At 69.7% G+C, this 24,954-nt stretch carries 27 protein-coding genes; 9 read left to right on the forward strand and 18 right to left on the reverse strand.

Translation table 11 applies throughout. The annotated features are described in order from the left end of the window. The first annotated feature begins 110 nt into the window (after window positions 1-110). On the forward strand, window positions 111-401 hold the full coding sequence (locus OHA77_RS14330; protein WP_406318596.1) for a hypothetical protein: 291 nt from the start codon (window positions 111-113) through the stop codon (window positions 399-401). Window positions 402-489: 88 nt separating this feature from the next. On the opposite strand, the gene OHA77_RS14335 is transcribed toward OHA77_RS14330, so the two are convergent. The 6 genes from OHA77_RS14335 to OHA77_RS14360 all read right to left on the reverse strand — a co-directional run bounded on the left by OHA77_RS14335 (window position 490) and on the right by OHA77_RS14360 (window position 4,849). After that, complete coding sequence (locus OHA77_RS14335; RefSeq protein WP_406318598.1) at window positions 490-735, reverse strand: DUF397 domain-containing protein; 246 nt, start codon at window positions 733-735, stop codon at window positions 490-492. Between the two features lie 574 nt (window positions 736-1,309). Continuing rightward, window positions 1,310-1,732, reverse strand: a complete 423-nt coding sequence (locus OHA77_RS14340) for a PIN domain nuclease (protein ID WP_406318599.1) — start codon at window positions 1,730-1,732, stop codon at window positions 1,310-1,312. After that, the gene (locus tag OHA77_RS14345; protein ID WP_406318601.1) at window positions 1,729-1,944 is read right to left on the reverse strand and encodes a type II toxin-antitoxin system VapB family antitoxin; all 216 of its coding nucleotides are present in this window, start codon (window positions 1,942-1,944) and stop codon (window positions 1,729-1,731) included. Before OHA77_RS14345 ends, OHA77_RS14340 begins: the two co-directional genes overlap by 4 nt. A 99-nt stretch (window positions 1,945-2,043) precedes the next feature. Then, window positions 2,044-2,556, reverse strand: coding sequence for a 5-(carboxyamino)imidazole ribonucleotide mutase (gene purE / locus OHA77_RS14350; RefSeq protein ID WP_406318603.1), 513 nt, complete (start codon window positions 2,554-2,556; stop codon window positions 2,044-2,046). Window positions 2,557-2,662: 106 nt separating this feature from the next. Beyond that, entirely contained in the window at window positions 2,663-3,748 is a 1,086-nt protein-coding gene (locus OHA77_RS14355; RefSeq protein ID WP_406319825.1) for a 5-(carboxyamino)imidazole ribonucleotide synthase, read from the reverse strand. 156 nt (window positions 3,749-3,904) lie between these two features. Then, window positions 3,905-4,849 (reverse strand): hypothetical protein, encoded by a 945-nt coding sequence (locus OHA77_RS14360; protein ID WP_406318604.1) that lies wholly within the window; start codon window positions 4,847-4,849, stop codon window positions 3,905-3,907. 291 nt (window positions 4,850-5,140) lie between these two features. On the opposite strand from OHA77_RS14360, the gene OHA77_RS14365 reads away from it, so the two are divergent. Next, window positions 5,141-5,620, forward strand: coding sequence for a GtrA family protein (locus OHA77_RS14365; RefSeq protein WP_406318606.1), 480 nt, complete (start codon window positions 5,141-5,143; stop codon window positions 5,618-5,620). Window positions 5,621-5,670: 50 nt separating this feature from the next. On the opposite strand, the gene OHA77_RS14370 is transcribed toward OHA77_RS14365, so the two are convergent. The 9 genes from OHA77_RS14370 to OHA77_RS14410 form a co-directional block, all read right to left on the reverse strand. Continuing rightward, window positions 5,671-6,951, reverse strand: a complete 1,281-nt coding sequence (locus OHA77_RS14370; RefSeq protein ID WP_406318608.1) for an ATP-binding protein — start codon at window positions 6,949-6,951, stop codon at window positions 5,671-5,673. Between the two features lie 3 nt (window positions 6,952-6,954). After that, window positions 6,955-7,623 carry a response regulator transcription factor gene (locus OHA77_RS14375; protein ID WP_043620820.1) on the reverse strand — a complete coding sequence of 223 codons (669 nt, stop codon included), beginning with the start codon at window positions 7,621-7,623 and terminating at the stop codon, window positions 6,955-6,957. A gap of 268 nt (window positions 7,624-7,891) precedes the next feature. After that, a complete protein-coding gene (bfr, locus tag OHA77_RS14380) occupies window positions 7,892-8,374 on the reverse strand; it encodes a bacterioferritin (protein ID WP_326820115.1) in 483 nt (160 codons plus the stop codon). 18 nt (window positions 8,375-8,392) lie between these two features. Beyond that, entirely contained in the window at window positions 8,393-8,572 is a 180-nt protein-coding gene (locus OHA77_RS14385; protein WP_406318610.1) for a bacterioferritin-associated ferredoxin, read from the reverse strand. Between the two features lie 135 nt (window positions 8,573-8,707). Continuing rightward, window positions 8,708-9,325 (reverse strand): MBL fold metallo-hydrolase, encoded by a 618-nt coding sequence (locus OHA77_RS14390; RefSeq protein ID WP_406318612.1) that lies wholly within the window; start codon window positions 9,323-9,325, stop codon window positions 8,708-8,710. Then, entirely contained in the window at window positions 9,322-10,407 is a 1,086-nt protein-coding gene (locus OHA77_RS14395; RefSeq protein ID WP_326820112.1) for an S-(hydroxymethyl)mycothiol dehydrogenase, read from the reverse strand. Before OHA77_RS14395 ends, OHA77_RS14390 begins: the two co-directional genes overlap by 4 nt. Before the next feature lie 101 nt (window positions 10,408-10,508). Further along, window positions 10,509-11,501: an adenylate/guanylate cyclase domain-containing protein gene (locus tag OHA77_RS14400; protein WP_406318614.1), complete on the reverse strand. Its 993-nt coding sequence runs from the start codon at window positions 11,499-11,501 to the stop codon at window positions 10,509-10,511. 59 nt (window positions 11,502-11,560) lie between these two features. After that, entirely contained in the window at window positions 11,561-12,061 is a 501-nt protein-coding gene (locus OHA77_RS14405) for a PH domain-containing protein (RefSeq protein WP_406318615.1), read from the reverse strand. Window positions 12,062-12,094: 33 nt separating this feature from the next. Further along, window positions 12,095-12,919, reverse strand: a complete 825-nt coding sequence (locus OHA77_RS14410; RefSeq protein ID WP_406318616.1) for a biotin--[acetyl-CoA-carboxylase] ligase — start codon at window positions 12,917-12,919, stop codon at window positions 12,095-12,097. A gap of 181 nt (window positions 12,920-13,100) precedes the next feature. On the opposite strand from OHA77_RS14410, the gene fdhD reads away from it, so the two are divergent. Beyond that, window positions 13,101-13,937, forward strand: a complete 837-nt coding sequence (gene fdhD, locus OHA77_RS14415; RefSeq protein ID WP_406318618.1) for a formate dehydrogenase accessory sulfurtransferase FdhD — start codon at window positions 13,101-13,103, stop codon at window positions 13,935-13,937. A gap of 214 nt (window positions 13,938-14,151) precedes the next feature. Further along, a complete protein-coding gene (locus tag OHA77_RS14420) occupies window positions 14,152-14,499 on the forward strand; it encodes a hypothetical protein (RefSeq protein ID WP_406318620.1) in 348 nt (115 codons plus the stop codon). 123 nt (window positions 14,500-14,622) lie between these two features. Here the strand turns inward: OHA77_RS14420 and OHA77_RS14425 are convergent, their stop codons facing one another. From OHA77_RS14425 to OHA77_RS14435, 3 genes are all read right to left on the reverse strand, one after another. Further along, complete coding sequence (locus OHA77_RS14425) at window positions 14,623-17,262, reverse strand: phosphoenolpyruvate carboxylase (protein WP_406318621.1); 2,640 nt, start codon at window positions 17,260-17,262, stop codon at window positions 14,623-14,625. A 65-nt stretch (window positions 17,263-17,327) separates the two neighbouring features. Next, window positions 17,328-19,127: a hypothetical protein gene (locus tag OHA77_RS14430; protein ID WP_406318623.1), complete on the reverse strand. Its 1,800-nt coding sequence runs from the start codon at window positions 19,125-19,127 to the stop codon at window positions 17,328-17,330. Next, window positions 19,103-19,888: an ABC transporter ATP-binding protein gene (locus tag OHA77_RS14435; protein WP_326820103.1), complete on the reverse strand. Its 786-nt coding sequence runs from the start codon at window positions 19,886-19,888 to the stop codon at window positions 19,103-19,105. Before OHA77_RS14435 ends, OHA77_RS14430 begins: the two co-directional genes overlap by 25 nt. Window positions 19,889-20,109: 221 nt before the next feature. Here OHA77_RS14435 and OHA77_RS14440 point away from each other — a divergent pair, with 221 nt between their 5' ends. From OHA77_RS14440 to OHA77_RS14460, 5 genes are all read left to right on the forward strand, one after another. Further along, on the forward strand, window positions 20,110-21,702 hold the full coding sequence (locus OHA77_RS14440) for an acyl-CoA carboxylase subunit beta (RefSeq protein ID WP_326820102.1): 1,593 nt from the start codon (window positions 20,110-20,112) through the stop codon (window positions 21,700-21,702). Continuing rightward, window positions 21,699-21,896, forward strand: a complete 198-nt coding sequence (locus OHA77_RS14445) for an acyl-CoA carboxylase subunit epsilon (RefSeq protein WP_326820101.1) — start codon at window positions 21,699-21,701, stop codon at window positions 21,894-21,896. Before OHA77_RS14440 ends, OHA77_RS14445 begins: the two co-directional genes overlap by 4 nt. 101 nt (window positions 21,897-21,997) lie before the next feature. Continuing rightward, window positions 21,998-22,945, forward strand: a complete 948-nt coding sequence (locus OHA77_RS14450) for an NYN domain-containing protein (protein WP_326820100.1) — start codon at window positions 21,998-22,000, stop codon at window positions 22,943-22,945. Between the two features lie 67 nt (window positions 22,946-23,012). Then, window positions 23,013-24,416, forward strand: coding sequence for an AlkA N-terminal domain-containing protein (locus tag OHA77_RS14455; RefSeq protein ID WP_406318625.1), 1,404 nt, complete (start codon window positions 23,013-23,015; stop codon window positions 24,414-24,416). Next, window positions 24,413-24,928, forward strand: coding sequence for a methylated-DNA--[protein]-cysteine S-methyltransferase (locus OHA77_RS14460; RefSeq protein WP_326820098.1), 516 nt, complete (start codon window positions 24,413-24,415; stop codon window positions 24,926-24,928). Before OHA77_RS14455 ends, OHA77_RS14460 begins: the two co-directional genes overlap by 4 nt. Window positions 24,929-24,954: the final 26 nt, after the last annotated feature.

Below are 24,954 nucleotides of genomic sequence, written 5' to 3' on the forward strand. Positions count from 1 at the left end.
TTTCCAGGCAAGGCACTCTCAACTGATCACGACTCCGGGTTGCCGCACAACTACCATCCGTACTCAACGCGGGCCGCATACGGCGCCCCGAAGTGCACTAGGAGTCACCCATGCAGCGCATCGTCGCCGCGCTCGGCACCCTCGCCGCGGCCGGATTGCTCGCTCTCACCATCGCCCCCTCCGCGTCCGCGGCCACCGGGAGGCTGACCATCAACGGCAAGGTGTACGTCAATCCGCACGGCTGCTACACCAGTGACATCTGGCCGATCAGCGTCATCAACGGAACCGACCAGGCCGTCGTCATTCTCAACACCCCGGACTGCCGGGGCGGCGTCGACACGGTCGTCCTGCCGGGACGTTCCACGGTGTCCGAGTACGGGGCGGGCATCTACATCCAGTGAGCCGACCCGGCTCCGGTCATGACAGGTAGCCGAGGGCCCGTGCCTGCGGGCGCGGGCCCCGTGCCGTCTCCGTCGGTCGTCGAACTGGTCAGTCGTCGAACTCACCGAGCTTGACGCCACCGACGAAGGCGTCCCACTCCGAACGGGTGAAGAACAGCTTGGGCCCCTCGGGGTTCTTGGAGTCGCGCAGCACGTAAAGCGAGCCGAGGCCCGCCTTGTGCCCTGCGCCGGGAGCGTCCACCACGGCCACCTCGACGCAGCCGCCGCCGTCACCGCCGTTGTCACCACTCAGGATCGCCTTGCGCCAGACGGCCGTGCTCAGGTCTGCTTCCATGACGTCATCACCTTCGCTATGAGGTCGGTGGTCACCCGCACGGGCCGGGCCGCCGAGCGGATCGCTCCGTGACACCTGCACGCCTCCGCCACGCCCCGGAGCGGTCCGTGATGTGCCCTCCGGCGACGAACTCCACGGACACAGTATCCGGGCCGCCTCCGGCGCCCGCAACGACCGAGGTGCCGAGCAGCCCGGTGGACGGCTCGGAGCCGGCGAACCGCATCTCAGCGTGCCGCTTCGGAGGCCGCTCCCGTGTCGACCGGCCGATGATCGTCACCGGCTCCCAGACTCCCGAACGCCGCCGTCACCGCCACCGTGAGCCCGAGGATGGCGCGTATCGCATTCCTCATGGTCCTCAACCTCCCGAGATCTTGGGATTTCCCCCTTCCCCGAGATCCGGTGCCTATCCCCCGATACCGTCGAGAACCCTTTCCAGCCCCTCCGCGAAGACCTCCGCAGGCCGGGGAAATCCAGCGTGAGAGCCGGGCGGGGGTGAGCTGCTCACCGATCGAGGCGGCGCCGGCCGGATGGGCGGGTTTCACGTCGTGGAACAGCTCGGGGAGCGGGGAGCGGGCTACTTTCCCGCTTCGGGTCCGTACCACTGGAGTGCCTGACCGGTGACTCCGGCGATGCACTCGAAGTCGCGATCACGATGCAGCAGCGTCAGTCCCCGCAGTTCGGCGGTCGCCGCCACCACCAGATCCACCGGCCCCGCCCCGCGATGCCGCCCCTGCGCCGTGAGGAGCCCCTGAACCTGCCACGCCCGGTCATACGCACGATCATCAATGGGCACCCAGCCGAACAGCTGCCCCATGTCCTCAATGCCCTGCTCACGGTCTGCCCGCGATCGAGCGCTGGAGAAATATTCGAGTTCGGTGATGGGACACACGGCGACCAGCCCTGCCGCGACGGCCTGATCCCACCCGTAGGTTTCGGCTTCGCTCCGCATGAGCCGAGCCAGCGCGCTGGTGTCGATGAGAAACTGCGCCGCGCTCACCGCCGGTAGTTCCTCTTCTCCTCGAAGATCTCCAGGTCGAAGGCCCCCTCAGCGGCGGCGCCCCGCAGCCGGGCGAGCGCCAACGCCCGTCGCCGGTTCTCCAGCACTTCACGCAGCGCGGTGTTGACCGTCTCCTTCTTCGTGCCGGTCCCCAGCGCTTTGGCCACCTCGGCCAACAGGTCGTCATCCAGATCGATCATCGTCCGGCTCACGGGACACCTCTTTTGTATGCCTGAGATTGAATCAAATATACATTGAGAGATGCCTTCAAGATGAGCGTTTCGGCCTCGTCGGTCTGAGACCCTCTCGGGTCAGCCGCCGAGGCCGCCGAGGCCGGCGGCCTCGGCGCGGAGCTTGGCACCCTTGGCGTGGGCCTGCTCCTTGAGGGCCACCTGGAACTCCTCCATCCGGGCCCGCAGCCTCTCGTCGGAGGCGGCGAGGATCCGTACGGCCAGCAGCCCCGCATTGCGTGCGCCGCCGATGGCGACGGTCGCGACCGGGACCCCGGCGGGCATCTGGACGATGGAGAGCAGGGAGTCCATACCGTCGAGATACTTCAGCGGGACGGGGACCCCGATCACCGGCAGGGGGGTCACCGCGGCGAGCATGCCGGGCAGGTGGGCGGCCCCGCCGGCCCCGGCGATGATCACCTTGACGCCGCGTCCGGCCGCCTGTGCACCGTACGCGATCATCTCCTCCGGCATGCGGTGCGCGGAGACGACGTCGGCCTCGAACGCGACCCCGAACTCGGCCAGCGCCTCGGCGGCGAGTTTCATCACCGGCCAGTCGGAGTCGCTGCCCATGACGATGCCGACGGTGGTCATGTCTTCTCCTCGCCTCGCGGCCCGCGGGCCGTGCTGTGTGGTGGTGCCGTACGCGCTCAGGTGTGCTCGCGGGCCGCGGCGGTCGCCGTAGCGGGGACCGGTCCGCTCAGGTGTAGACGCCCTCGGTGAGGTAGACGGCGGCGTGCCGGGCGCGGGCCCGGACCTCTTCCAGATCGGTGCCCAGGGCTGTGACGTGGCCGATCTTGCGGCCGGGCCGTACTTCCTTGCCGTAGAAGTGGACCTTGATCCCGGGGTCGTGGGCCATCACGTGCTCGTAGCGGGAGAAGACGTCCGGGTCGTCGCCGCCCAGGAGGTTGGCCATCACCACGACGGGAGCGGTCAGCGAGGGCGAGCCCAGCGGGAGGTCGAGCACGGCGCGCAGGTGCTGCTCGAACTGGGACGTGCGGGCGCCGTCGATGGTCCAGTGACCGCTGTTGTGCGGGCGCATGGCCAGCTCGTTCACCACGGGCCCGGAGGCGGTGGCGAACATCTCCACGGCCAGCAGTCCCGTCACGCCCAGCTCGTTGGCGATCTTCAAGGCGATCCCCTGGGCGACCGCGGCCTGCTCGGGGTCGAGCCCCGGCGCCGGGGCGAGCACCTCCACGCAGATGCCGTCGCGCTGGACGGTCTCCACGACCGGGTAGCTGACGCCCTGCCCGTGCGGCGACCGGGCGACCAGGACGGCCAGCTCGCGCTCGAACGGCACGAACGCCTCGGCCATCAGCGGCACCCCGCTCGCCAGGACCTCCGCCGCGTCCCCGACGGACCGGCAGATCCAGACGCCACGCCCGTCGTAGCCGCCGCGCACGGCCTTGAGCACGACCGGCCAGCCGTTCTCGGCGGCGAACTCCTCGACGTCGGCGGCCGTGGCGATCCGCCGCCAGGGCGGGCACGGGACGCCGAGCGCGGTCAGCCGCTCGCGCATCACCGCCTTGTCCTGGGCGTGCACGAGCGCGTCGGCACCGGGGTGTACGGCGGAGCCGTCCGCGGCCAGCGCGCGGATGTGCTCGGTGGGGACGTGCTCGTGGTCGAAGGTGAGGACGTCACAACCCTTGGCGAAGTCGCGCAGGTCGGCCAGGTTGCGATAGTCGCCCAGACGCACGTCGACGATCACCCGGGCGGCGCTCTCGTCCGGCGAGCCGGCCAGCACCCGCAGCTCCACCCCGAGGGCGATGGCCGCCTGCTGCATCATCCGGGCCAGCTGGCCCGCTCCGATCACGCCGACGACGGGTCCGATGGGACTTGCCAGAGAAGGGCTGCTCACGACGGTTGAGTTTACCGGCCCCCAGCCAGGCGACGGTCAGCCGGTGGGGGTGACGGGCGGGAACGGCACTCGCGGTCGGGTGAGTCACTCCGCGGTGAGCGCCGAGAGGGAGCGGCGTACGGCGACCGTGGACAGGTCGGTGCCGCCGGTCGTCTCGGTGGCGAGGAGCACGATCTCGGTCCCGGCCAGCTCGCCGGTCCTGCGTTTTCCGGTGAACCCGCGCAGCTCGGCCCCGCCGTACAGGGGATGTCTCAACGAGGAACGGCCCGGCCCGGCCCGCTGCCGGTGTTCGATCTCCAGCGCGTGGATGACCAGTGCGCCCCCGCCGGGCAGCAGCAGTGCCCGCTGCGGGCCGACGAGCAGCCGGACGTCGGAGGTGAGCCGGTCCGGCCGTACCCTCCGGGGCCGCTGGACCAGCTCGTCGAAGAGCTCCCTGACGGCGTCCCCCTTGGGGAAGGACACCCCGCTCACCCCTGCGGGGTCGGTCAGGTAGGTCAGGTAGCGCTGGGGCGCGAGACGGACCCTGACCCCGGTGACGGGATCGTCGGCGGGCACCGCGCCCCGGGCCGGCTCGGGCGGTTTCCCCTTCGCCGGGATGGGTCCGGCGGCCAGTCTCCAGTCGTCGCCCTCGTCGACGAACAGGAAGTAGGCGGGGCCGGGCCTGCGGGCCAGTGCGACGAACCAGCGGTCCGCGTCGGCCGTGGCCGGTAGGAAGAACTCCGGGTCGGAGTAGCCCTTCCTGGCGGGGGCTGGGCGGCCGTTCCGGGTTGCCTCGCAGGCACGACCGCCCAGCGTATTCTCCGCCCAGGTGGTGAGGCTCTCGACCGTCTGGCAGTCCCGCTTTCGCCAGGCGTCGTCGAGCCGGTCCAACAGTCCGAAGGCCTGGGTGGCCTCGGCGAGCTGCACCGCGCGGGCGGACGTCTCCGATGACGGTTCGGCTTCACGGGGCACGGTCTCCCCGTCCGTCCGCCCACCGCAGCCGGACAGCACGGTCAGGCCGAGGAGCAGGGCGAGGAGTCGGCGGGGCAAGGAGTGGTCCCGTGGTCGTGGCCGTCGCGTACGGCGATCCGTCTGACCGATCGCAGCGGACGATCTCCCCGAAGCCCGCTGCGACCTTCCCGATCAGAGTAACGTCAGATGAACGGATTTATCCGGCATCACGTGATATTTGTTGAAATAGCCTAAGTGACTGCCATGCGTAACAGCCGACGGGCAGGCAGGGCCAGACCCGTGCCATCCGGGTAGCCTGGTAGAAGAACGTCCATGGTCCTCCCCGAGCGGCGGATCCCCAGCCCACCCGGAAAGGACCGTGCAGGAGACGTGCAGTTTCTGCGACGCGGGTACGAACGGCTCGCCGGCCTGATCCGCGAGCTTTCGAAGTTCGGCACCATCGGGGCGATCGCCTTCGTCATCGACACCGGCGGGTTCAACCTGCTCCAGTACGGCCTGCACTGGGGCACCCTGACCTCCAAAGTCGTCGCCACCGTCGTCGCGGCCACCCTCTCCTACCTCGGCAACCGCTACTGGACCTTCCGGCACCGCGAGCAGAGCGGGTTCGCCCGGGAGTATTTCCTGTTCTTCCTGCTCAATGGGATCGGCCTGCTGATCGGGCTGCTCTGCATCGGCTTCACCCGCTACACCCTGGAGCTGACCGACCCGGTGAGCATCAACATCGCCAACCTGGCCGGGGTGGGCCTGGGCACCCTGTTCCGGTTCTGGTCCTACAAGAAATGGGTCTTCCTGGAGGCCGCGGACATCCTGCCGAAGGAACTCCCCACCGAGACCACCCAGGCCCGCTGACTCCCGCCGGCAGGGAGAGGTCCCGGCCTGCCGGGACGCCCCGCCCGGCGTCACGCGGGCCCGCTGACCACCCGGTTCCTCCTACTGGTGTCACCGACCTGCCGCAGGAACAGCGCGAACGCCGCGGGGCGCGGCCGTACGAGCTCCAGGCGTCCACCGTCGGCGGCGGCCAGCGCCCTCGCGAGCGTCAGCCCCAGTCCGGTGCCCCCCGCTCCGCTCACGTTGCGTTCGAAGACGCGGGGGGCGAGGTCCCCGGAGATGCCCTTCCCCTCGTCCGCCACCTCGACGACGATGGACTTGTCCTTGTCGCTGGTGGTCACCACCACCGTGCCGTCCCCGTGCTTCAGGGAGTTCTCCAGAAGAGTGGAGATCACCTGGCTGATGCCTCCACTGGTGCCCACCGCCTTGAGCCCGCGCGTGCCGGACAGGCTGAGTTGCCGCCCGACCCGGCGGAACGCCGGCCCCCACTCGATGAACTGCTGGTCGAGCAGGTCGTCGAGCTCGACGGCCTCGGTCTGGGCATGCCGCTGCCGCCTGGCGGCGGCCAGCAGTTCGTCGATCACGGCGGTGAGCCGTTCGGCCTGCACGATGGCCGCCTCGCCCTCCTCCTTGACGATGCCGGGCTCGTGCGCGGCCGCCACGATCTCCTCCAACCGCATGGTCAGCCCGGTGAGCGGGGTGCGCAGCTGATGCGAGGCGTCGGTCGCGAACTCCCGCTCCCTGGCCAGCAGGTCGGAGATACGGGTGGCACTGCGGTCGAGCACCTCGGCCACCCGGTCGAGCTCCTGTATGCCGTAGCGGTGTTTGCTCGGCCTCGCGTCACCGGAACCGAGCCGCTCAGCGATCATCGCCAGATCGACGAGCGGTAACGTCAGGCGGCGCGACTGCACGATGGCGAGCCCGACCGCAACCGCCAGGGCCGCCGCGGCGAGCGCCAGGATGAGCAGGAGCCATGCCCGGACCTCCCGCTCCACCTGCGTCTTGTCCCGGCTGACCGCGACGTACACCCCGTTCTCCGACTGGGCGTCCTGGGTCATTTTGCTGTTCTCGGTTGGTTCGCTACCCGCCGTCAGCACCAGGGGGGGTGTCCCCTTGGCATAGATCTGGATGTAGCGGTCGGGATATTTGCGCTTCAGCTGCTCGGGATCGACGAGCTGGTCCTGGATACGGGCATACTCCACCTCCCCCAGCAGGCTTTTGGCCTGGGAGGACAGCTCCTGGGTCGCCTCTTCCTCGATCAGCCGGTTGACCGCCACGCCCAGGGGGATGCCGAGCAGGAGCACCCCGATGACCGCGACGAGCAAGGTGGAGGAGAGCAGTCGACGACGCATCCCCTACTCGCGTTCGAACCGGAAGCCGACCCCTCGAACCGTCGTGATGTACCGGGGCTTGGCGGCGTCGTCGCCCAGCTTCCGGCGCAGCCACGAGATATGCATGTCCAGGGTCTTGGTGGAGCCCCACCAGTTGGTGTCCCACACCTCGCGCATAATCTGCTCGCGGGTGACCACCTTGCCGGCGTCGCGGACCAGAACCCGCAACAGGTCGAACTCCTTGGTCGTCAGGTGCAGCTCCTTCTCACCCATCCACGCGCGACGGGAGTCGGCGTCGATGCGTACGCCCTGCACCACGGGCGTCTCGGACGTACCGCGCCGCAGTAGGGCGCGTACCCGAGCCAGGAGCTCCGCCAGGCGGAATGGTTTGGTCACGTAGTCGTCGGCCCCGGCATCGAGGCCCACCACGGTGTCGACCTCGTCGACGCGGGCCGTAAGGATGAGCACGGGCGTGCCGTGCCCCTCTGCGCGTATGCGTCTGGCGACTTCGAGGCCGTCCATCTCGGGCAGGCCGAGGTCAAGAACTATCAAGTCGATGCCACCCGACAGAGCCCGCTCCAGGGCCTGCGGGCCGTCGGGGCTCACCTCGACTTGGTAGCCCTCACGGCGCAGTGCGCGCGCCAGCGGCTCGGAGATCGAGGTGTCGTCCTCGGCGAGAAGTACACAGGTCATGTTGCGATCGTAGGACCTTAGAGGATCGTTTCCCGGGTACAGCGCGCGGTTTGACTTGTCATTGACCCATCCATTGACCTGGGCAAACACTGATAAATCCCGGATAGTCGTCCCGCAACGGTTCAGGGCCGCGCGGTACGGCTCCCGCATCGGAAGGGCCTTGAAAGGACAGGCCTGCCAATGACCTCGCCGACAAAACACGACACGCCCATCCGCAAGGGTCGCGGTGGGCGTGTTCGGACTATCGGCAGCGTTCGGACAAATCAACCTAGGACGGCGACGGAGGCTCGGCGTAGCGGGCCAGATAGAGCTGCTCACCGAGACTCTCGATGAGTCCCAGCTCGGTCTCCAGATAGTCGATGTGGTGCTCCTCGTCCTCGAGGATCTCCTCGAAGAGACGGGCGGAGGTGGTGTCGCCCTTCTCCCGCATCAGGACGACGGCGGGCCGCAGGCGGGTGACGACCTCGACCTCGATGGCCAGGTCGGCGCGGAGCTGCTCCTGCACGGTCTGACCGATGTGCAGGGTGCCCAGCTTCTGGTAGTTGGGCAGTCCCTCAAGGAAGAGGATGCGATCCGTCAGCTTCTCCGCGTGACGCATCTCGTCGAAGGACTCGGCGCGGGTGTACGCCGCGAGTTTGGTATATCCCCAGTTCTCCTGCATCTTGGCGTGCAGGAAGTACTGGTTGATGGCGGTCAGCTCAGAGGTGAGCTGCTCGTTGAGCAATTCAATGATCTTCTTGTCGCCCTGCATGATGGCAGGCTCCTCGGGCTACGCGGTCGGCGTCAACTCTTCGGACCGTTTAAGGATCGCACAGATCTTCCGGACACAAGAAGCGCAGTCCCCTCCGGCGCCGGTGGCGTCCCGGACCTGCCGCGCGCTTCTCGCACCGTCCGCGATGCAGTCGTGCACGTCGTTCTCGGTGACCGCACGGCAGACACATACGTACATGGCGGGGGAGAAGCCTCTCGTGGAGCGACAACGTAGGTTAGGCACACCTAATCTAGCCCACTCGATAAGGCTTGCCTACGTGACCTGGGACACATCAGGCTTACTCCCCGCCATCTCGGCGGCCGTCCGGCGGCCTCAGTGCCCCCGGGCCAGCCACTCCTGAAGGTGCGGAGCCTCCTCGCCTATCGTGGTGGAGTCACCGTGACCGGTGTGCACGACCGTGTCCTCCGGCAGGGTCAGCAGCCGCCCCCGGATCGAGTCGACGATCGTCTCGAACGAGGAGAAGGACCTGCCCGTCGCGCCGGGACCGCCCCTGAACAGGGTGTCACCGGTGAAGACCGCGCCGAGCCCGGGAGCGTGCAGGCAGACCGCGCCCGGCGCGTGGCCCGGCGTGTGCAGCACGGTGAGGTCGACCCCGCCCGCCGAGAGCACCTGGCCGTCCTCCAGCGGCGTGTACGGCGTGTCGCCGTACACCATCTCCCACAGGACCTGGTCGGCCGGGTGGAGCAGGATCGGCGCGTCCACCCGTGCGGCGAGGTCGGCCGCGGCGTTGATGTGGTCGTTGTGCCCGTGGGTGCAGACGATCGCCCTGACCGCACGGCCGCCGACCCCCCGGACGATGGCGTCGGCGTCGTGTGCCGCGTCGATGACGACGACCTCGGCGTCGGAGCCGACCACCCAGACGTTGTTGTCCACGTCCCACGTCCCGCCGTCCAGCGAGAACGTCCCCGAGGTGACGATCCTGTCGATCACAGGACCACCACCGAGCGGAGGACCTCACCGCGGTGCATCTTGGCGAAGGCCTCCTCGACGTCGCCGAGGCCGATCGTCTCGGAGACGAAACCGTCCAGCTTCAGCCGTCCCTGCAGGTAGAGGTCGATGAGCATGGGGAAGTCACGGCTGGGCAGGCAGTCGCCGTACCAGGAGGACTTCAGCGCCCCGCCGCGGCCGAAGACGTCCAGCAGCGGAAGCTCCACCGTCATCTCCGGGGTGGGCACGCCCACCAGGACCACGGTCCCGGCCAGGTCACGGGCGTAGAAGGCCTGCTTGTAGGTCTCCGGGCGGCCCACCGCCTCGATCACCACGTCCGCACCGTCGCCGCCGGTGATCTCCCGGATCGCCTCCACCGCGTCGGTGGTGCTGGAGTTGACCGTGTGGGTGGCACCGAACTCCCTGGCCCAGGCGAGCTTGCGGTCGTCGATGTCCACCGCGATGATCTTGGTGGCGCCGGCCAGCAGGGAACCGTGGACGGCGGCGCTGCCGACCCCGCCGCAGCCGATGACGGCCACGCTGTCACCACGGCTCACGGCGCCGGTGTTGACGGCGGCGCCGATGCCCGCCATCACCCCGCAGCCGAGCAGGCCGGCCACCGTCGCGGGAGCCGCGGGGTCGACCTTGGTGCACTGCCCGGCTGCGACCAGGGTCTTCTCGATGAAGGCGCCGATGCCCAGGGCCGGGCTGAGCGGCGTGCCGTCCTCCAGGGTCATCCGCTGGGTCGCGTTGTGGGTGTTGAAGCAGTACCAGGGACGGCCACGCCGGCAGGCGCGGCAGTCCCCGCAGACCGCCCGCCAGTTGAGGATCACATAGTCTCCCGGAGCCACCTCGGTGACCCCTTCGCCGACGGCCTCGACCACCCCGGCGGCCTCATGGCCGAGCAGGAACGGGAAGTCGTCGTTGATGCCGCCCTCGCGGTAGTGCAGGTCGGTGTGGCAAACACCGCAGGCCTGAACGTTCACCACCGCCTCGCCGGGACCGGGGTCCGGCACGATGACGGTCTCCAGGGAGACGGGTTCGCCCTTGCCACGCGCGACCACGCCTTGCACGGTGTACGGCATGCCTGCACCTCATCTTCAGATCGTCGAACTTGGTTACCGGTGAAACAGCATTTTTCACGGACCGGCCCGCACACCCATCATTACCAGGCGTATCGGGACCGTCAGGCCCGGCGGAGCACGTACGGCTGGACCACCCCGAGACCGCGGGCGGGCCGCCGCCGGAGACGGCCCGCCTCCATTCCGGGCGTCCCCTCGACGGCCTCGGCCAGCTTGTCGTCGATGAGGATCGTGCCCGGCCGGGCGATGGCCGTCAGCCGGGCCGCCAGGTTGACGGTGGTGCCGAAGACGTCGCCCATCACCGGCAGGACGGGGCCGTAGGCCAGCCCGATCCGCACCTCGGGACCGTAACGCCGGATCACCTCGACGAACTCCAGTGCGATCGCGGCGGCCGCACGCGGGTCGGCGGCGGTGAACAGCACCTCGTCGCCGAGCGTCTTGACCAGCCGGCCCCCATGCGCGGCGACCACGTCGGAGGCCCGTGACTCGAACCCCTCCACGAGGTCGGCCAGGGCGCGTTCGCTCAGCTGACGGGAGACCTGGGTGAAGGAGACGAGGTCGGCGAAGCCCACCGCGAGGGTCAGCCGGCTGGGCACGACCTCGTCGGTGAGGTCGGTGATGGCCAGCAGCCGGGTGCCGGCGGCGGCGAGCTGGGCACGCCAGACGTGGACCAGCACCCGCTCGAAGTCCGGGAGCAGCAGCCGGGAGGTCTCCAGGATCGTCGCGAGGTCGGCGTCGGTCGGCCGCTCGGAAGGGTCGAGCACAGTGCCGATCATGATCTCGGCCTGCCACTGCGCGAGTCTGGCGGTCGTCTGGCCCAGCGCCCTGGCCAGCCGGATGACCGTGGGGTCGTCCAGCAGCCCGCTCTCCGTCATCGTCCGGACCCGTTCGAGCGCGGCCACGTCGGCGTCGGTGAAGGCCACCGCGTCGTCGGCCAGCGTGGCGAACCCGAGAGCCCGCCAGATCCGCGCGGCGAGGTCCTGCGGCACCCCGGCGAGCCGGGCCACCTGGACCCGCGTGTAGCGGGGCGACGAGCCGACGAAGAGGCTTTCGATCTGCTCGGCCGTCGGACGTCCCGTCACTTCCCCTCCGCTCATCTTCCGTTCTTCATCTTCCGCTCTATGTCCAGGAGATCACGTTATGTCACCTGTCGTCCTCACGGCTCCCCGTCCACCGCGTCGTCGAGTGCGCGGAACAGCTCGGCCCGCACGTCCTGGATCTGCGGGATGTCGCGCAGCGTGATGTGCCCCTGCTCGCCGGCCGACTCCACGTTGAGCGTGCCGCAGCCGAGAATCCGCTCCGCCAGCGTCTGCTCGGCGCTGACGGTGTTGACCTTGCTCATCGGGATGTCGTCGGTGGACTTGTTCAGCACACCCGTGCTGATCGTGAACCGGTGCGAGGTGAGCACGTAGGAGGTGTTCTTCCACTGCAGGTACGGCACGAACGACCACACCGTCAGCAGTCCGACGGCGAGCACGGCCACCGCCACGTGCGCGTAGAAGGTGTATTCGAAGACGGGCATGAAATACAGGGCGGCACCGGACCCGGCGATGATGAGGACCAGCGCGAGGAACGGCACGATGAGGCGCTTCCAGTGAGGGTGGAACGCGCGGATGCGCAGCTCCCCCTCTGTCAGGTGGTGATCAGGCAGACCCATAGGGCAAATCGTGGCATGCTCGGACGCCCCGCGTCAGGAGGCGTGCGGTCGGACGTGCACGACGTCGCCGGCGCTCAGCGTCTGCTCCCCGTCCTTGGACCGGACAAGCAGACGGCCCGCATGGTCGACGCCGGTGGCCGTCCCGGTGAGCACCCGCTCCCCCGGCAGCTCCACCCTGACCTCGCGGCCGACCGTCGCGCTCATCGCGAGGTAGGCCGCCCGCAGCCCGCACGCGTCGGCGTCGCCGTCCGCCTGCGACCACTCGCGGTAGTGGATCTCGATCTCCCGCAGGACCGCCCGGATGAGCGGGTCGCGGTCGACGCAGGCGGCCTCCTCGACGGCCAGCGAGGTGGCGGTCTCCACGGGCAGCTCGTCGGCGCGGAGGCTCACGTTGAGCCCGACGCCCACGATCACCGCGCTGTCCACCCGCTCGGCGAGCACACCGGCGAGCTTGCGCTCCCCGACCAGCAGGTCGTTGGGCCATTTCAGCCGGACGTCCAGCTCGGCGACGCTGCGCACGGCCGACGCGACGGCCAGACCGACCAGCAGCGGCAGCCAGCCCTGCCTGGCCGCGGCGGGTTCGGGCCGCAGCAGCACCGAGAACATCAGGCCGGAGCGCGGCGGCGCGCTCCAGGAGCGGCCGAGTCTGCCGCGGCCGGCGAACTGCGCCTCGGCGATGAGCACGGCTCCCTGCCGGGCGCCGTCACGGACGGATGCCGAGAGGTCGGCGTTCGTCGAACCGGTCCTGTCGACGACGGTGATGCCGGACCACAGGCTGCCGGGGCGGACCAGGGCGCGGTTGAGCGCCGCCTGGGAGAGCGGCGGGCGGTCGAGATCGGTGAACGGCGAGTCGAGCACATAGCCATCTTCCCTCCCTTACCGACCACTCGTTACCCAATTACTCCAATGACCAGGGAATACTGTCCCCGTGGCCGGTTCCCGGCCACGGAGACGGCTGTCCGCACAGGTCGGGGAGCGAGAGGATGGCGCCACGAGGCCGGAACCGGCCGGGGAAGGCGGAGTGCCGATGGAGAGCGTCATGAGGCCGGGGCCGACCACACGGGCCCGGGTCAGGGAGGTGTCGGCCGGGGTCGTCCGGGACCACCGCGACGACCTGGCCACCGAGGAACCACTGGAGATCCGGATCCAGGCGGGCGAGGCACGCCGCACTCTCGCGATCACCATGCGGACTCCGGGCCACGACTTCGAGCTCGCGGCCGGGTTCCTGTACGGCGAAGGCGTCATCACCCCGCAGGACGTCTCCTCCATCGCCTACTGCACCGACGACGACGTGCCCCCCGAGGCGCGCTACAACACGGTGACGGTACGGCTGCGCGGCGGACCGCTGCCCGATCTGCCCGGCCTCGACCGGCACTTCATGACGTCGAGCGCCTGCGGCGTCTGCGGCACCGCCAGCCTCGACGCCCTGCGCGGCCGCTGCTCCCCCCTGCCCACCGGGGACGACCTGCGGATCTCCCCCGAAATCCTGTACGGCCTGCCGCACCGGCTACGGGAACGTCAGGGCGTGTTCGGCAGGACCGGCGGGCTGCACGCGGCCGGGCTGTTCACCCCGGAGGGAGAGCTCGTGACGGTCCGCGAGGACGTGGGACGGCACAACGCGGTGGACAAGCTGGTCGGCCGGGCCCTGATGGACGGCAGGCTGCCGCTGGGCGGGCACATCCTGATGGTCAGCGGGCGCAGCAGCTACGAGATCATGCAGAAAGCCCTCGCGGCGGGGGTGCCGGTCGTCTGCGCGGTCTCCGCACCCTCCTCCCTGGCCGTCGACCTGGCCAGGGAATTCGGGATGACGCTGGTCGGCTTCCTCCGCGAGGAGCGCTTCAACCTCTACTCGGCCCCGGAGCGGGTCGTTCCCTGAACTCCGGCCATCGAAATCCCGACCGCCCGTACAAAACTCCCTTTATCGACAAATTAGATAAAGTTACTCTTATCGATTAACGCTGCTAAGAATTTCGAAAAAACTTCCTCCGAATCGAATGCCCTGAGTAATCTGACGGTCATGCCATCGCAGGAACACGAAACCCTGATCCATCTCTTCCGCAACCGTCCGTCCCTCGCCGCCGGGGGCCGATGTGCTCCGAGCGCTGCTCGACGCCCTCGATGACGACCAGGCCCGGCTGTATTCTGATTTCGTACTCATGGCGCTTCCACCCGCCGCCCGACTTTCTCTGGAGACGATGATGGAAACCGGCACCTACGAATACCAAAGCGATTTCGCCCGGAAATACGTCGCAGAGGGCCGGGAAGAGGGCCGAGCCGAAGGCGAGACAAAAGCTCTCCTGGCTGTCCTCTCCGCGCGAGGGATCGACGTGTCCGACGACGCCAGGGAACGCATTTCGAATTGCGCCGATATCGAGCAGATCGAAGCATGGATCCGCCTCGCGGTCACCGTTGATTCGACCGATGCCCTGTTCGCTTGAGGCATCGGGAGACCGTCCTGTTCCTCTCCGGCGACCCGTCACGCGACTCTGTCACGTGGAAGGCCTGGCCTGGGCCGGCCTGGCCCAGGCCAGATGCGAATCCCGCTCTCCGAGGAGAGGCTGTCAGCCGGTGTTCTGCAGGCCGGCGGCGACGCCGTTGACCGAGAGCAGGAGCAACGTGGACAGGCTCTCGCGCTCCTCCTCCGACAGCCCGTCGGCGGCGCGGAGCGTCGACAGCGCGCGGAGCTGCAGGTGGGAGAGCGCGTCCACGTAGGGGTCGCGGAGCTGGACCGCGCGGGACAGCACCCTGCGGTTCTCCAGCAGCCGGGTGTGGCCGGTGATCTCCAGCACCAGGCGCCGGGTGCGGTCGTACTCGCGCAGGACCTGCTCGACGAAGTCGTCCCGGCCGCCCAGCGCGAGATAGCGGGCCGCGATCTCCCGGTCGGTCTTGGCCAGCGACATCTCCACGTTGTCCAGCAGCGAGGCGAACAGCGGCCACTCACGGTAGGCGGCGCGCAGCTCGTCCAGGCCGGACTCCGAGATCACCGCCTCCAGACCGCTGCCCAGGCCGTACCAGCCGGGCAGGTTCACCCGGGTCTGGGCCCAGGCGAACACCCACGGGATGGCCCGCAGGTCGTCCAGGGACCGGGGGGCGCCGAGGCCACGCCGGGCGGGGCGGGAGCCGAGCCGGAGCGAGCCAATCTCCTCCAACGGGCTGACCAGGGAGAACCATTCGGGGAAGCCGGGTGCCTCGGTCAGCGACCGATAGGCCTTCTCCGAGGCGGAGGCGACCTGCTCCGCGACGGCGCGGAAGCGTCCGGCGGCGTCCGCCGTACGGGCCTCGATGGACGGGGTGGAGGCGAGCAGCACCGCCGAGGTGACCTGCTCCATGTGGCGGCGGGCGATGGCGGCGTGGCCGTAGCGGGCGAAGATGACCTCGCCCTGCTCGGTGACCTTGAACCTGCCGCCGACCGAACCCGGTGCCTGGGCGAGCACCGCCCGGTTGGCCGGGCCTCCGCCCCGGCCGAGCGCGCCGCCCCGGCCGTGGAACAGCGTCAGCCGGACGTCGTGCTCGGCCGCCCACGCGGCCAGCGCCTCCTGGGCCTCGTACAGCTTCAGGGTCGCCGCGGCCGGGCCGAGCTCCTTGGCGGAGTCGGAGTAGCCGAGCATGACCTCCAGGCGGCGGCCGTTCGCGGCGAGGCGGTGCTGGATGCCGGGGATCTCCAGCATCCCCGACAGCACGGCCGGGGCGGCCGCCAGGTCGGCGCCCGACTCGAACAGCGGGACCACGTCGAGCTGCGGCGCCCTGTCGCCGAGCGCGTGCCCGGCCAGCGCGTAGACGGCGGCGATGTCGTCGGCCGAACGGGTGAAGGAGACGACGTAGCGGGAGCAGGCGGTCACCCCGTACCGCTCCTGGATCCAGCCGATCGTCCGGATGGTGGCCAGGACCTCCTCGGTGCGCTCGGAGGGCTGCCCGGCGGCGAGCTCGGCCAGCGCGGCGGCGTGGACCTGGGAGTGCTGGCGCACCTCAAGCTCGGCCAGATGGAAACCGAACGTCTCCACCTGCCAGATCAGGTGCTGCAGCTCACCGTACGCCTGACGCTTCGCTCCGGCCGCGACCAGCGACGCCTGGGCGATCCGCAGGTCGGCCAGGAGCTCGTCGGGCGAGCGGTAGGCCAGGTCGAGGCCGCGCTGCCGGGTCGCCACGATCCGGGTGGCGACGAACAGCAGCCACTGCCGGTGCGGCTCCTGCGGGGAGCGCGTGGCCATCTCCGAGACCAGCTCGGGGTGGTCGTTCTCGGCGGCGGTGAGCGCGGCCCGCAGCTCCGGCGAGGCCGGGGTGTAGCCGGAGGTCAGGGTGAGGGTGCGGCCGATCCGGTGGGTGGCGTTCTCCAGGGCGATCAGCACGTGCTCGGACTGGATGAGCAGGGCGTCCCTCGTCACCTTGGCGGTGACGTTGGGATTGCCGTCACGGTCGCCGCCGATCCAGCTGCCGTAGCGGATGAAGGCGCGGGCCAGCGGCTCGCGGGTGCCGGTGCCCTCGCCGAGCGCGGCGTCCAGCGAGCGGTAGACCAGGGGCACCACCCGGAACAGGGTCTCGTCGAAGGCCGCCATGGCGGTCCGGACCTCGTCCAGCGGGTCGATCTTGGTGGACCTGAGTTGCGAGGTCCGCCAGAGCAGGTCGATCTCCTCCAGCAGCCGCCGCCGGGTCTCGGCCCGTTCGGCGGCACCCCGCTCGGGGCTGTTGTAGGCGGCGAGCTGACCGCTGATCCGCTGGATCGCGGTGACCACCGCGCGCCTGCGGGCCTCGGTCGGGTGCGCGGTCAGCACCGGGTGCAGTCGCAGGCCCTCCACCAGCTCGGTGACACGCTCGCCGCCGAGCTCCTGTACGGCCTGCGCCAGGGACTCGGGCAGCGGCTCCTCACCGGTGTCGCGGACCCGGAGCGTACGGATGCGGAAATGCTCCTCGGCCAGGTTGGCCAGGTGGAAGTAGCAGGTGAACGCCCGGGCGATGTGGACCGCCCGTTCGACGGGCCATTCGGCGACCATCGCGGTGATCTCGTCGACCGAGATCTTTCCGCGACGTGCCGCGATGACGGCCTTGCGAAGACGTTCGACGTCGGCGAGCAGGTCGTCACCGCCGTGCTCGGCGACGACCTGCCCCAAGAGCTCGCCGAGCAGTCGCACGTCCGCGCGTAGCTCGTCGGGCATCTCGGTGACGGCGGAAGAACGTTCTGCCTCATGGTGCGCGATGGCGGACATGGTTGCCAGCGTAGCCAGTCCGTTTTCTCCGGCGGCGAGCGGTCTCACCTATTGGACTAGACCATTCAGGTCGGCTGGGAAGTCGATGCCAAGATCGCAGGGTAGCGACTGAACCCGAGGTCACCGGCGATCCGGCGACCGCCCCAGGAGATCAGCAGGCCGTACGGCACGGCCAGGGCGCTGACCCAGGTGAGACCCAGGAGGACCGGCAGCGCGACCGGCAGCGCCAGCAGGCTGCTTCCGATCATCGCTCCGAAGGAGGCGGCGAAGGCGACACCGCCCTGCCCGGGGGCGGCGCCGGTGAAGGCGTTGAGCCGGTCGGGCACCGTGTACGGCAGGAACACGCTCGTCAGGGCACCCAGCCCGAGTCCGACGCCGAGGACGCCCCAGGCGGTGAGCGCGGCCGGAACGGCCCAGGCCAGGTTCCCGGCGAGGACGGCGGCGACCACGGCCAGCACGGTCAGCAGCGGCACGGCGATCGTCGCGACGGCCAGGTGCCGCCCGGCGAGGTCGGCCCGCCAGTCCCGGCCCGTGCCGTAGACCACGGAGTTCATCCACAGGGAGCGGCCGTCGATGCCGAAGGAGTTGGACGACTGCAGGGCGATCATCACCCCGCCGATGCAGGCGGGGGCGACCGCCAGTGCGACACCTCCCGCCCCGTTCCCGTCGCGGCTCAGGGAGAAGGCCATGATGCCGCTGACGGCGACGGCGGCGAACCAGCCGACCCGCCCCCGGGGATCGCGGCGGGCGTACTTCAGCTCCTTGGTGGCGACGGCGGCCAGCGGTCCGTCGGGCAGGATCCGGGCCAGCAGGCCCTTGGAGTTGCGGACCGAGGCCCCCTCGGTGGAGGCGTCCGTGGAGACCAGCGCGCGGCGGAGCGCCGCGATCCAGAGCCATCCCACCACGACGACCAGGACGGCGAGGAAGGCCAGTTCGCCGACCGCGGCGAGTCCTCCGTCGGCGATGGCGTGCGCGGCCATGCCCGGCGGGGTCCAGCGCAGCACCGAGGCGACGCCGCGCAGGGCCGCGGCGGGATCGGTGACCATGTTGCCGTTGAGCAGCAGGTTGGGAAGCTGGGCCGCCAGAATGAAGAAGATCACCGAGACGGCGAGCACGTCCCGGCCCCTGCGGGTGCGCAGGACGCCGGACAGGGCCGTGGTGACCAGCCGCGAGGTGACGATGCAGAGCGCGAACTGCAGCAGCACCGCGACGACGCCCAGCAGGACCCCGCCGATCCCGGCGGCCAGGCCCGCGACGGCCCCGGCCGTGATGACCAGCGTGGCGATCGGCCAGACGCCGGTGACCGAGGCGGCGAACATGCCGACGGCGAGCTGGCCGGTCCGCAGCGGGAACAGCGACAGCCGGGCCGGGTCGAGCGTGTCGTCCAGGCCGAACGCCAGCAGCGGGACGACCGCCCAGCCCACCAGGAGGACGGTGAACAGCACGATTCCGACATCCGTCGCGATGTCGGCGGGCGCGAGGCGGAGCGTGGCCATCAGGAAGAACCCGAGGGCCGCGACGGCGAACGCGGCGATGACGGTGAAGACGAACCCGAGCAGACGCTGGGTGCTGCCGCGTAGGTTTCCGGCGACCAGCCGGAGTTTGAGTCGGACGAAGATCGCGGGTCCCACCCTGGCGGGGCCGCCCCCGCCGGAGCCGCCCGCGCCGGAGGTCACCCCGCCGGCGCCGAAAACGGGGTCCTGACCCGCCGCGTTCGCCCCGGGAACCACCGCCTGGGGATCCTGACCCGCCGCGTTCACCCCGGGAACCACCGCCTGGGGATTCTCACCCGCCGCGTTCACCCCGGGAACCACCGCCTGGGGATTCTCACCCGCCGCGTTCACGCCGGAGTCGCGCCCAGCCATGACAGGCCCTCCTCTCCACTGCCGCTGCCACTGCCGCCGGCGCCGACCAGGCCGAGGAAGGCCTCATTGAGACTGCGTCCCGCGCGGACCTCGTCCAGGGGGCCCTGCGCGACGATCTGGCCGCGGTTCATCACCGAGACCCAGTCGCACAGGCGCTCGACGAGCTCCATGACGTGGCTGGAGAAGACGACGGTCGAGCCGGAGGCGGTGTAGCGCCGGAGCACCTCGACCAGTGTGTTGGCGCTGACCGGGTCCACCCCTTCGAACGGCTCGTCCAGGAAGAGCACTCGGGGGTTGTGCAGCAGCGCGGCGGCCAGGCCGATCTTCTTGCGCATGCCGGTCGAGTAGTCGACGACGAGCTTGTCCGCCGACTCCGCCAGGTCCATGACCTTCAGCAGTCCCTCGGCACGCTGCTCCACCTCGGCCCGGGGGATGCCCCGGAGCTGTCCGTTGTAGGAGAGCAGCTCCCGGCCGGAGAGCCGCTCGAACAGGCGCAACCCCTCGGGAAGCACGCCGATGCGGGCCTTGACCGGGACCGGGTCGCGCCAGACGTCGAGGTCGTCGATGAGGATGTCGCCGCCGTCCGGGCGGAGCAGGCCGGTGACCATGCTGAGCGTGGTGGTCTTGCCGGCACCGTTCGGGCCGACCAGGCCGGCGAAACTGCCCCGGGGAACGACGAGATCGACGCCGCCCACGGCCACCTGCTGGCCGAATCTCTTGAACAGCTGTCGTGTGCGTACCGCGTCAGCATTGTCGGTCATAGCACCCACTTTGGCAGAATTTACGTTTTTGAGAGTGAGCTCTCTCCGCGAGCAACGAACGGACGCCCCCGATAGTTCGTCCTGTCAGAAGACGGTTACCCTGCTGAGGATGGGCAGGAGCGAGCCTGGCGCGGCGAGCGGAGTGAGGCGCCGGGAAGGGCGCGTCGAACCCCGGGCCGCGTGGGCGCGAACCGCGTGAGCGAACAGGAGTTGACCATCCGATGAGCCCCGAACCGGTAGCTGCCGGGATCGATATTCACACCACTGCGGGAAAGCTCGCCGACCTGGAGCGCCGCCTGGACGAGGCGGCGCATGCGGGTTCCGCGCGCGCGGTGGAGAAGCAGCACGCCAAGGGCAAGATGACCGCCAGGGAGCGGGTCCTCGCATTCCTGGACGAGGGCAGTTTCGTGGAGTTCGACGAGCTGGCCAGGCACCGGTCCACGAGTTTCGGCCTGGAACGCGAGCGCCCCTACGGCGACGGCGTGGTGACCGGCCACGGCACGGTGGACGGCCGTCCGGTGGCGGTGTTCTCCCAGGACTTCACGGTGTTCGGCGGGTCGCTGGGCGAGGTCTTCGGCGAGAAGATCGTCAAGGTCATGGACCACGCCCTGAAGACCGGCTGCCCGGTGGTCGGCATCAACGACTCCGGCGGGGCGCGCATCCAGGAGGGCGTCGTCTCGCTGGGCCTGTACGCCGAGATCTTCAAGAGGAACGTGCACTCCTCCGGGGTGATTCCGCAGATCTCGCTGGTCATGGGCCCGTGCGCGGGCGGTGCGGTCTACTCCCCCGCCCTCACCGACTTCGTGCTGATGGTGTCGGAGAAATCGCACATGTTCATCACCGGCCCCGACGTCATCAAGACGGTCACCGGTGAGGAGGTGACGTTCGAGGAGCTGGGCGGCGCCCACACGCACAACTCCCGGTCGGGCGTCGCGCACTACGAGGCCGCCGACGAGGCCGACTGCCTGGAGTTCGCCAGAGCGCTGCTGTCCTATCTTCCCTCCAACAACCTGGACGAGGCTCCGGCCTTCGACGTCGAACCGGTCCTTTCCATCACCGAGGAGGACCGAGACCTCGACACGCTGATCCCGGATTCGGCCAACCAGCCGTATGAGATGCACACGGTGATCGAGCATGTCCTGGACGACGGCGAATTCCTTGAGGTGCACGCGCAGTTCGCACCCAACATCGTCGTGGGTTTCGGCCGGGTGGAAGGCCGCTCGGTGGGAATCGTCGCCAACCAGCCGATGAGTTTCGCCGGCACGCTCGACATCGCGGCCTCGGAGAAAGCCGCGAGATTCGTCCGGACGTGCGACGCGTTCAACATTCCGGTTCTGACATTTGTTGATGTACCGGGTTTTCTCCCCGGCACCGACCAGGAATGGAACGGCATCATCCGCCGCGGCGCCAAGCTGCTCTATGCCTACGCGGAGGCGACCGTCCCGCTGGTCACGGTGATCACCCGCAAGGCGTACGGCGGCGCCTACGACGTGATGGGCTCCAAGCACCTGGGCGCGGACGTCAACCTGGCCTGGCCGACCGCGCAGATCGCGGTGATGGGCGCCCAGGGCGCGGTCAACATCCTCTACCGGCGCGAGCTCGCCGCGGCCGACGACCCCGACGCCGAGCGGGCCCGTTTCGTCGCCGCCTACGAGGACACGCTCGCCAATCCGTATCTCGCCGCGGAACGCGGGTATGTAGACGGAGTGATCCGCCCATCCGAGACCCGTGTCCAGATTGTCAGGGCGCTGCGCGCCCTGCGCAACAAGCGCGCGAGCCTTCCCCCGAAGAAGCATGGGAACATTCCGCTATGACGCATCTGAAGATCGTCCATGGGGACGCGACGCCGGAAGAGGTCGCCGCGCTGGTGATCGCGCTGGCGTCGCGTGGGACTCCTGCGACGAAAGCCATCCGGAAATCCGAAAATTGGCATAATCCCTCACATCACATGCGAAAACCTCTTCCCTCTGGACAAGGCGCTTGGAGATCGAGCGGCCTACCGAGATAGATCCCGAGAACGGGGTGTCAACTTGCGCGAGAGTTGGGACTATCTAAGAAATGGGCGCATATAGTCAGCCGATCAGCTAGTTCCGAGGCCTGGAGGACGACATGACCATCCTGGACCTCACCTCCCATCCCGTTGCCGCGAAGTACGCAGTCTTGGTGGACGTGGGGTATCTGTACGCGGCTGCGGGAGAAGTGCTTCTTGGTGCCAAAGAACGCAAGGAATACCGCGTCGCGGCCGACGAGCTCATCCAGGCACTGCAGAAACACGCGGAAGCCCGCATTCACGGTGAGCTGCTGAGAATCTACTGGTACGACGCCGCCCGCGACCGGGTGCCGACCGTGGACCAGCGCGTCATCGCCCAGCTCCCCTGGGTCAAGGTGCGCCTGGGCAACCTCAACGCGCGGGGCCAGCAGAAAGGCGTGGACGCGCAGATCAGAAGTGATCTGGAGGCGCTCGCCAGGCACCACGCGGTGAGCGACACGGTCCTGCTGGCCGGAGACGAGGACATGGTCCCGGCCGTCGAGGCCGCCCAGGCCTACGGCGTGCGGATCCACCTGTGGGGCGTCGAGCCTCCGTACGGCACCAACCAGGCCGAACGCCTGGTCTGGGAGTCAGACACCGTCGAGATCATCACCGCTGACTTCCTGCGCTCCTACTTCAGCCGCGCCCCCGTCCCGGTCACGGTCCCCGTGGCCCCCGCGGCCCCCTCCCCGGCCCAGGTGTTCGCCGCCCGCACCGCCGCCGCGGCCAAACCCAAGGCCCCGGCCGGCCAGGTCACCAAGCTCGGCCCCAGCAGACCCCGGGTCGAGGAGGTCGGCGAGCACGTGGCGCAGAAGTGGATCCTCACCCGTGGCCGCGACAACATCCGCGACCTGCTGCCCGGCCCGATCCTTCCCACGGTCATCGACACCGAGCTCCTCATCGAGGCGGAGAAGGAGCTCGGCCACTCCCTGCGCCCGTACCCCGAGGCGCGGGTCTGGCTCCGCGACGGCTTCTGGGCCCGCGTCTACCGCGAGTTCGAGATCGGAGTCGGCGTCTCCTCCAAGTGACGCTCGCCGACGCTCATGTCCGATTCCCGCCAGCCGCATGCCCTGCGCTGGGGATAACGTCATTCATGTGTCCGTCGAAAAGCTTGACTTCGCTTCCTGTTACCGCGCGGTGGCCGCTCGGGACGTCCGGTTCGACGGGCGGTTCTACACGGCGGTCACCTCCACCCGTATCTACTGCCGTCCGATCTGCCCGGCACGCACACCGGCCTCCCGCAACGTGCGTTTCTACCGGCACGCCGCCTCCGCCGAGGCCGCCGGGTTCCGGCCGTGCAAGCGGTGCCGCCCGGAGCTCAGCCCCGGCGACCCCGGCTGGGACTACCGGGGCGACCTGATCGGCCGGTCACTCCGGCTGATCGACGAGGGCGTGGCCGACGAGGGCGGCATCGCGAAGCTGGCCACCCGGCTGCACATCACCGAGCGGCACCTGCACCGGCTGTTCACCACCGAGATCGGCGTCGGCCCGCTGGCCGTGGTCCGGACGAAGCGGCTGCTGCTGGCCAAGCAACTGCTGACCGAGACCGGACTGCCGATCACCGATGTGGCGTTCGCCTCGGGGTTCGGCAGCGTGCGGCAGTTCAACGCGACCATGAAGGAGACCTACGGCTTCACCCCCGGCGAACTGCGGGCCACCGCGGGCCGGGCCGTCACCGACAGCTCGCTGACACTCCGGCTGCACCGGCGCGAGCCGTACGAAACGGAGACGCTGATGGGGTTCCTGGCGGGACGGGCGATCCCCGGGCTGGAGCACGTGGACGGGACGGCCTACAGCCGAGCCGTCCCGGGCGGCTCGATCACCCTCACCCCGGCACCCGGCTACGTCCGGCTGGAGGTGAGCCTCGACGACACCCGCCACCTGGCCCGCGTCGTCGCCCGCTGCCGCCGCCTGTTCGACCTCGACGCCGACCCCGAGGCCATCGCCGGCGCGCTCGGGGAGACATCCCTGGCCCCGCTCGTCGCCGCCCGCCCCGGGCTGCGGGTCCCCGGTGCCTGGGACGGATTCGAGGTGGCCGTCCGCGCCGTGGTCGGCCAGCAGATCTCCGTCGCCGGCGCCCGCACCATCCTCGGCCGCATCACCCTCCGCGCCGGCCGTCCCGCCGGCGCGGAGGGGTTCACCCACCTGTTCCCCACCGCCGCCGAACTCCTGGAGGCCGATCTCGACGGCCTCGGGCTGACCGGCCGACGGGTGACCACGCTGAAGGCACTCGCCGCGAAGGTGGCGGCCGAGGAGATCGACCTGGACGGGGCCCAGGAGCCGGGAGAGGCCGTGGCCGGCCTGCTGGAGATCCCGGGGATCGGACAGTGGACGGCCGGCTACATCGCGCTGCGGGCACTGCGCGACCCGGACGCGTGGCCCGAGGGTGACCTCGGTCTGCGGCGGGCCATGGCGTGCCTGGGCATCCCGGAAGACCACATCGAGCGGTGGCGGCCCTGGCGGGCCTACGCCGCACTACACCTATGGAGTGCGAAATGATCGAGGCACAGATCCTGCCCACGCCCACCGGCCCGCTGGCTCTGCTGGCTCGCGAAGGGGTCGTCGTCGCGGCGGGCTTCACCGCCGACCCGCACGAGATGTTCCTGCGGCTCTCGCCCCGGCTCCAGGCACACGGACTCACCCGGGTGGAGGACCTGGGACACGCGGCGCAGGCCGTACGGGACTACCTGGACGGCGAGCTGACGGCCCTCGACAAGGTCGAGGTGGAGCAGCCGGGCACGCCCACCCGGCACCGGCTCCTGACGGCGCTGCGGGAGGTCCCGGCGGGGACCACCATCAGTTATGCCGAGCTCGCCGAGCGGGCGGGACTGCCGAGGACGGCGGCCAGGGCGGCGGGGTCGGCGTGCGCGCAGAACCTGATCGCGCCGTTCGTCCCGTGCCACCGCATCCTGCCGTCCACCGGCGGCTTCGGCGGTTACTACTACGGCACACCGGTCAAGCACTGGCTGCTCACCCACGAGAAGGCCCTGGCCCCGGCCCTCGTCCCGTGACCGCTCATCCCTCGTCCCGTGGCCGC

It is taken from the genome of Streptosporangium sp. NBC_01639 (genome assembly GCF_045209755.1).
Classification (GTDB): domain Bacteria; phylum Actinomycetota; class Actinomycetes; order Streptosporangiales; family Streptosporangiaceae; genus Streptosporangium.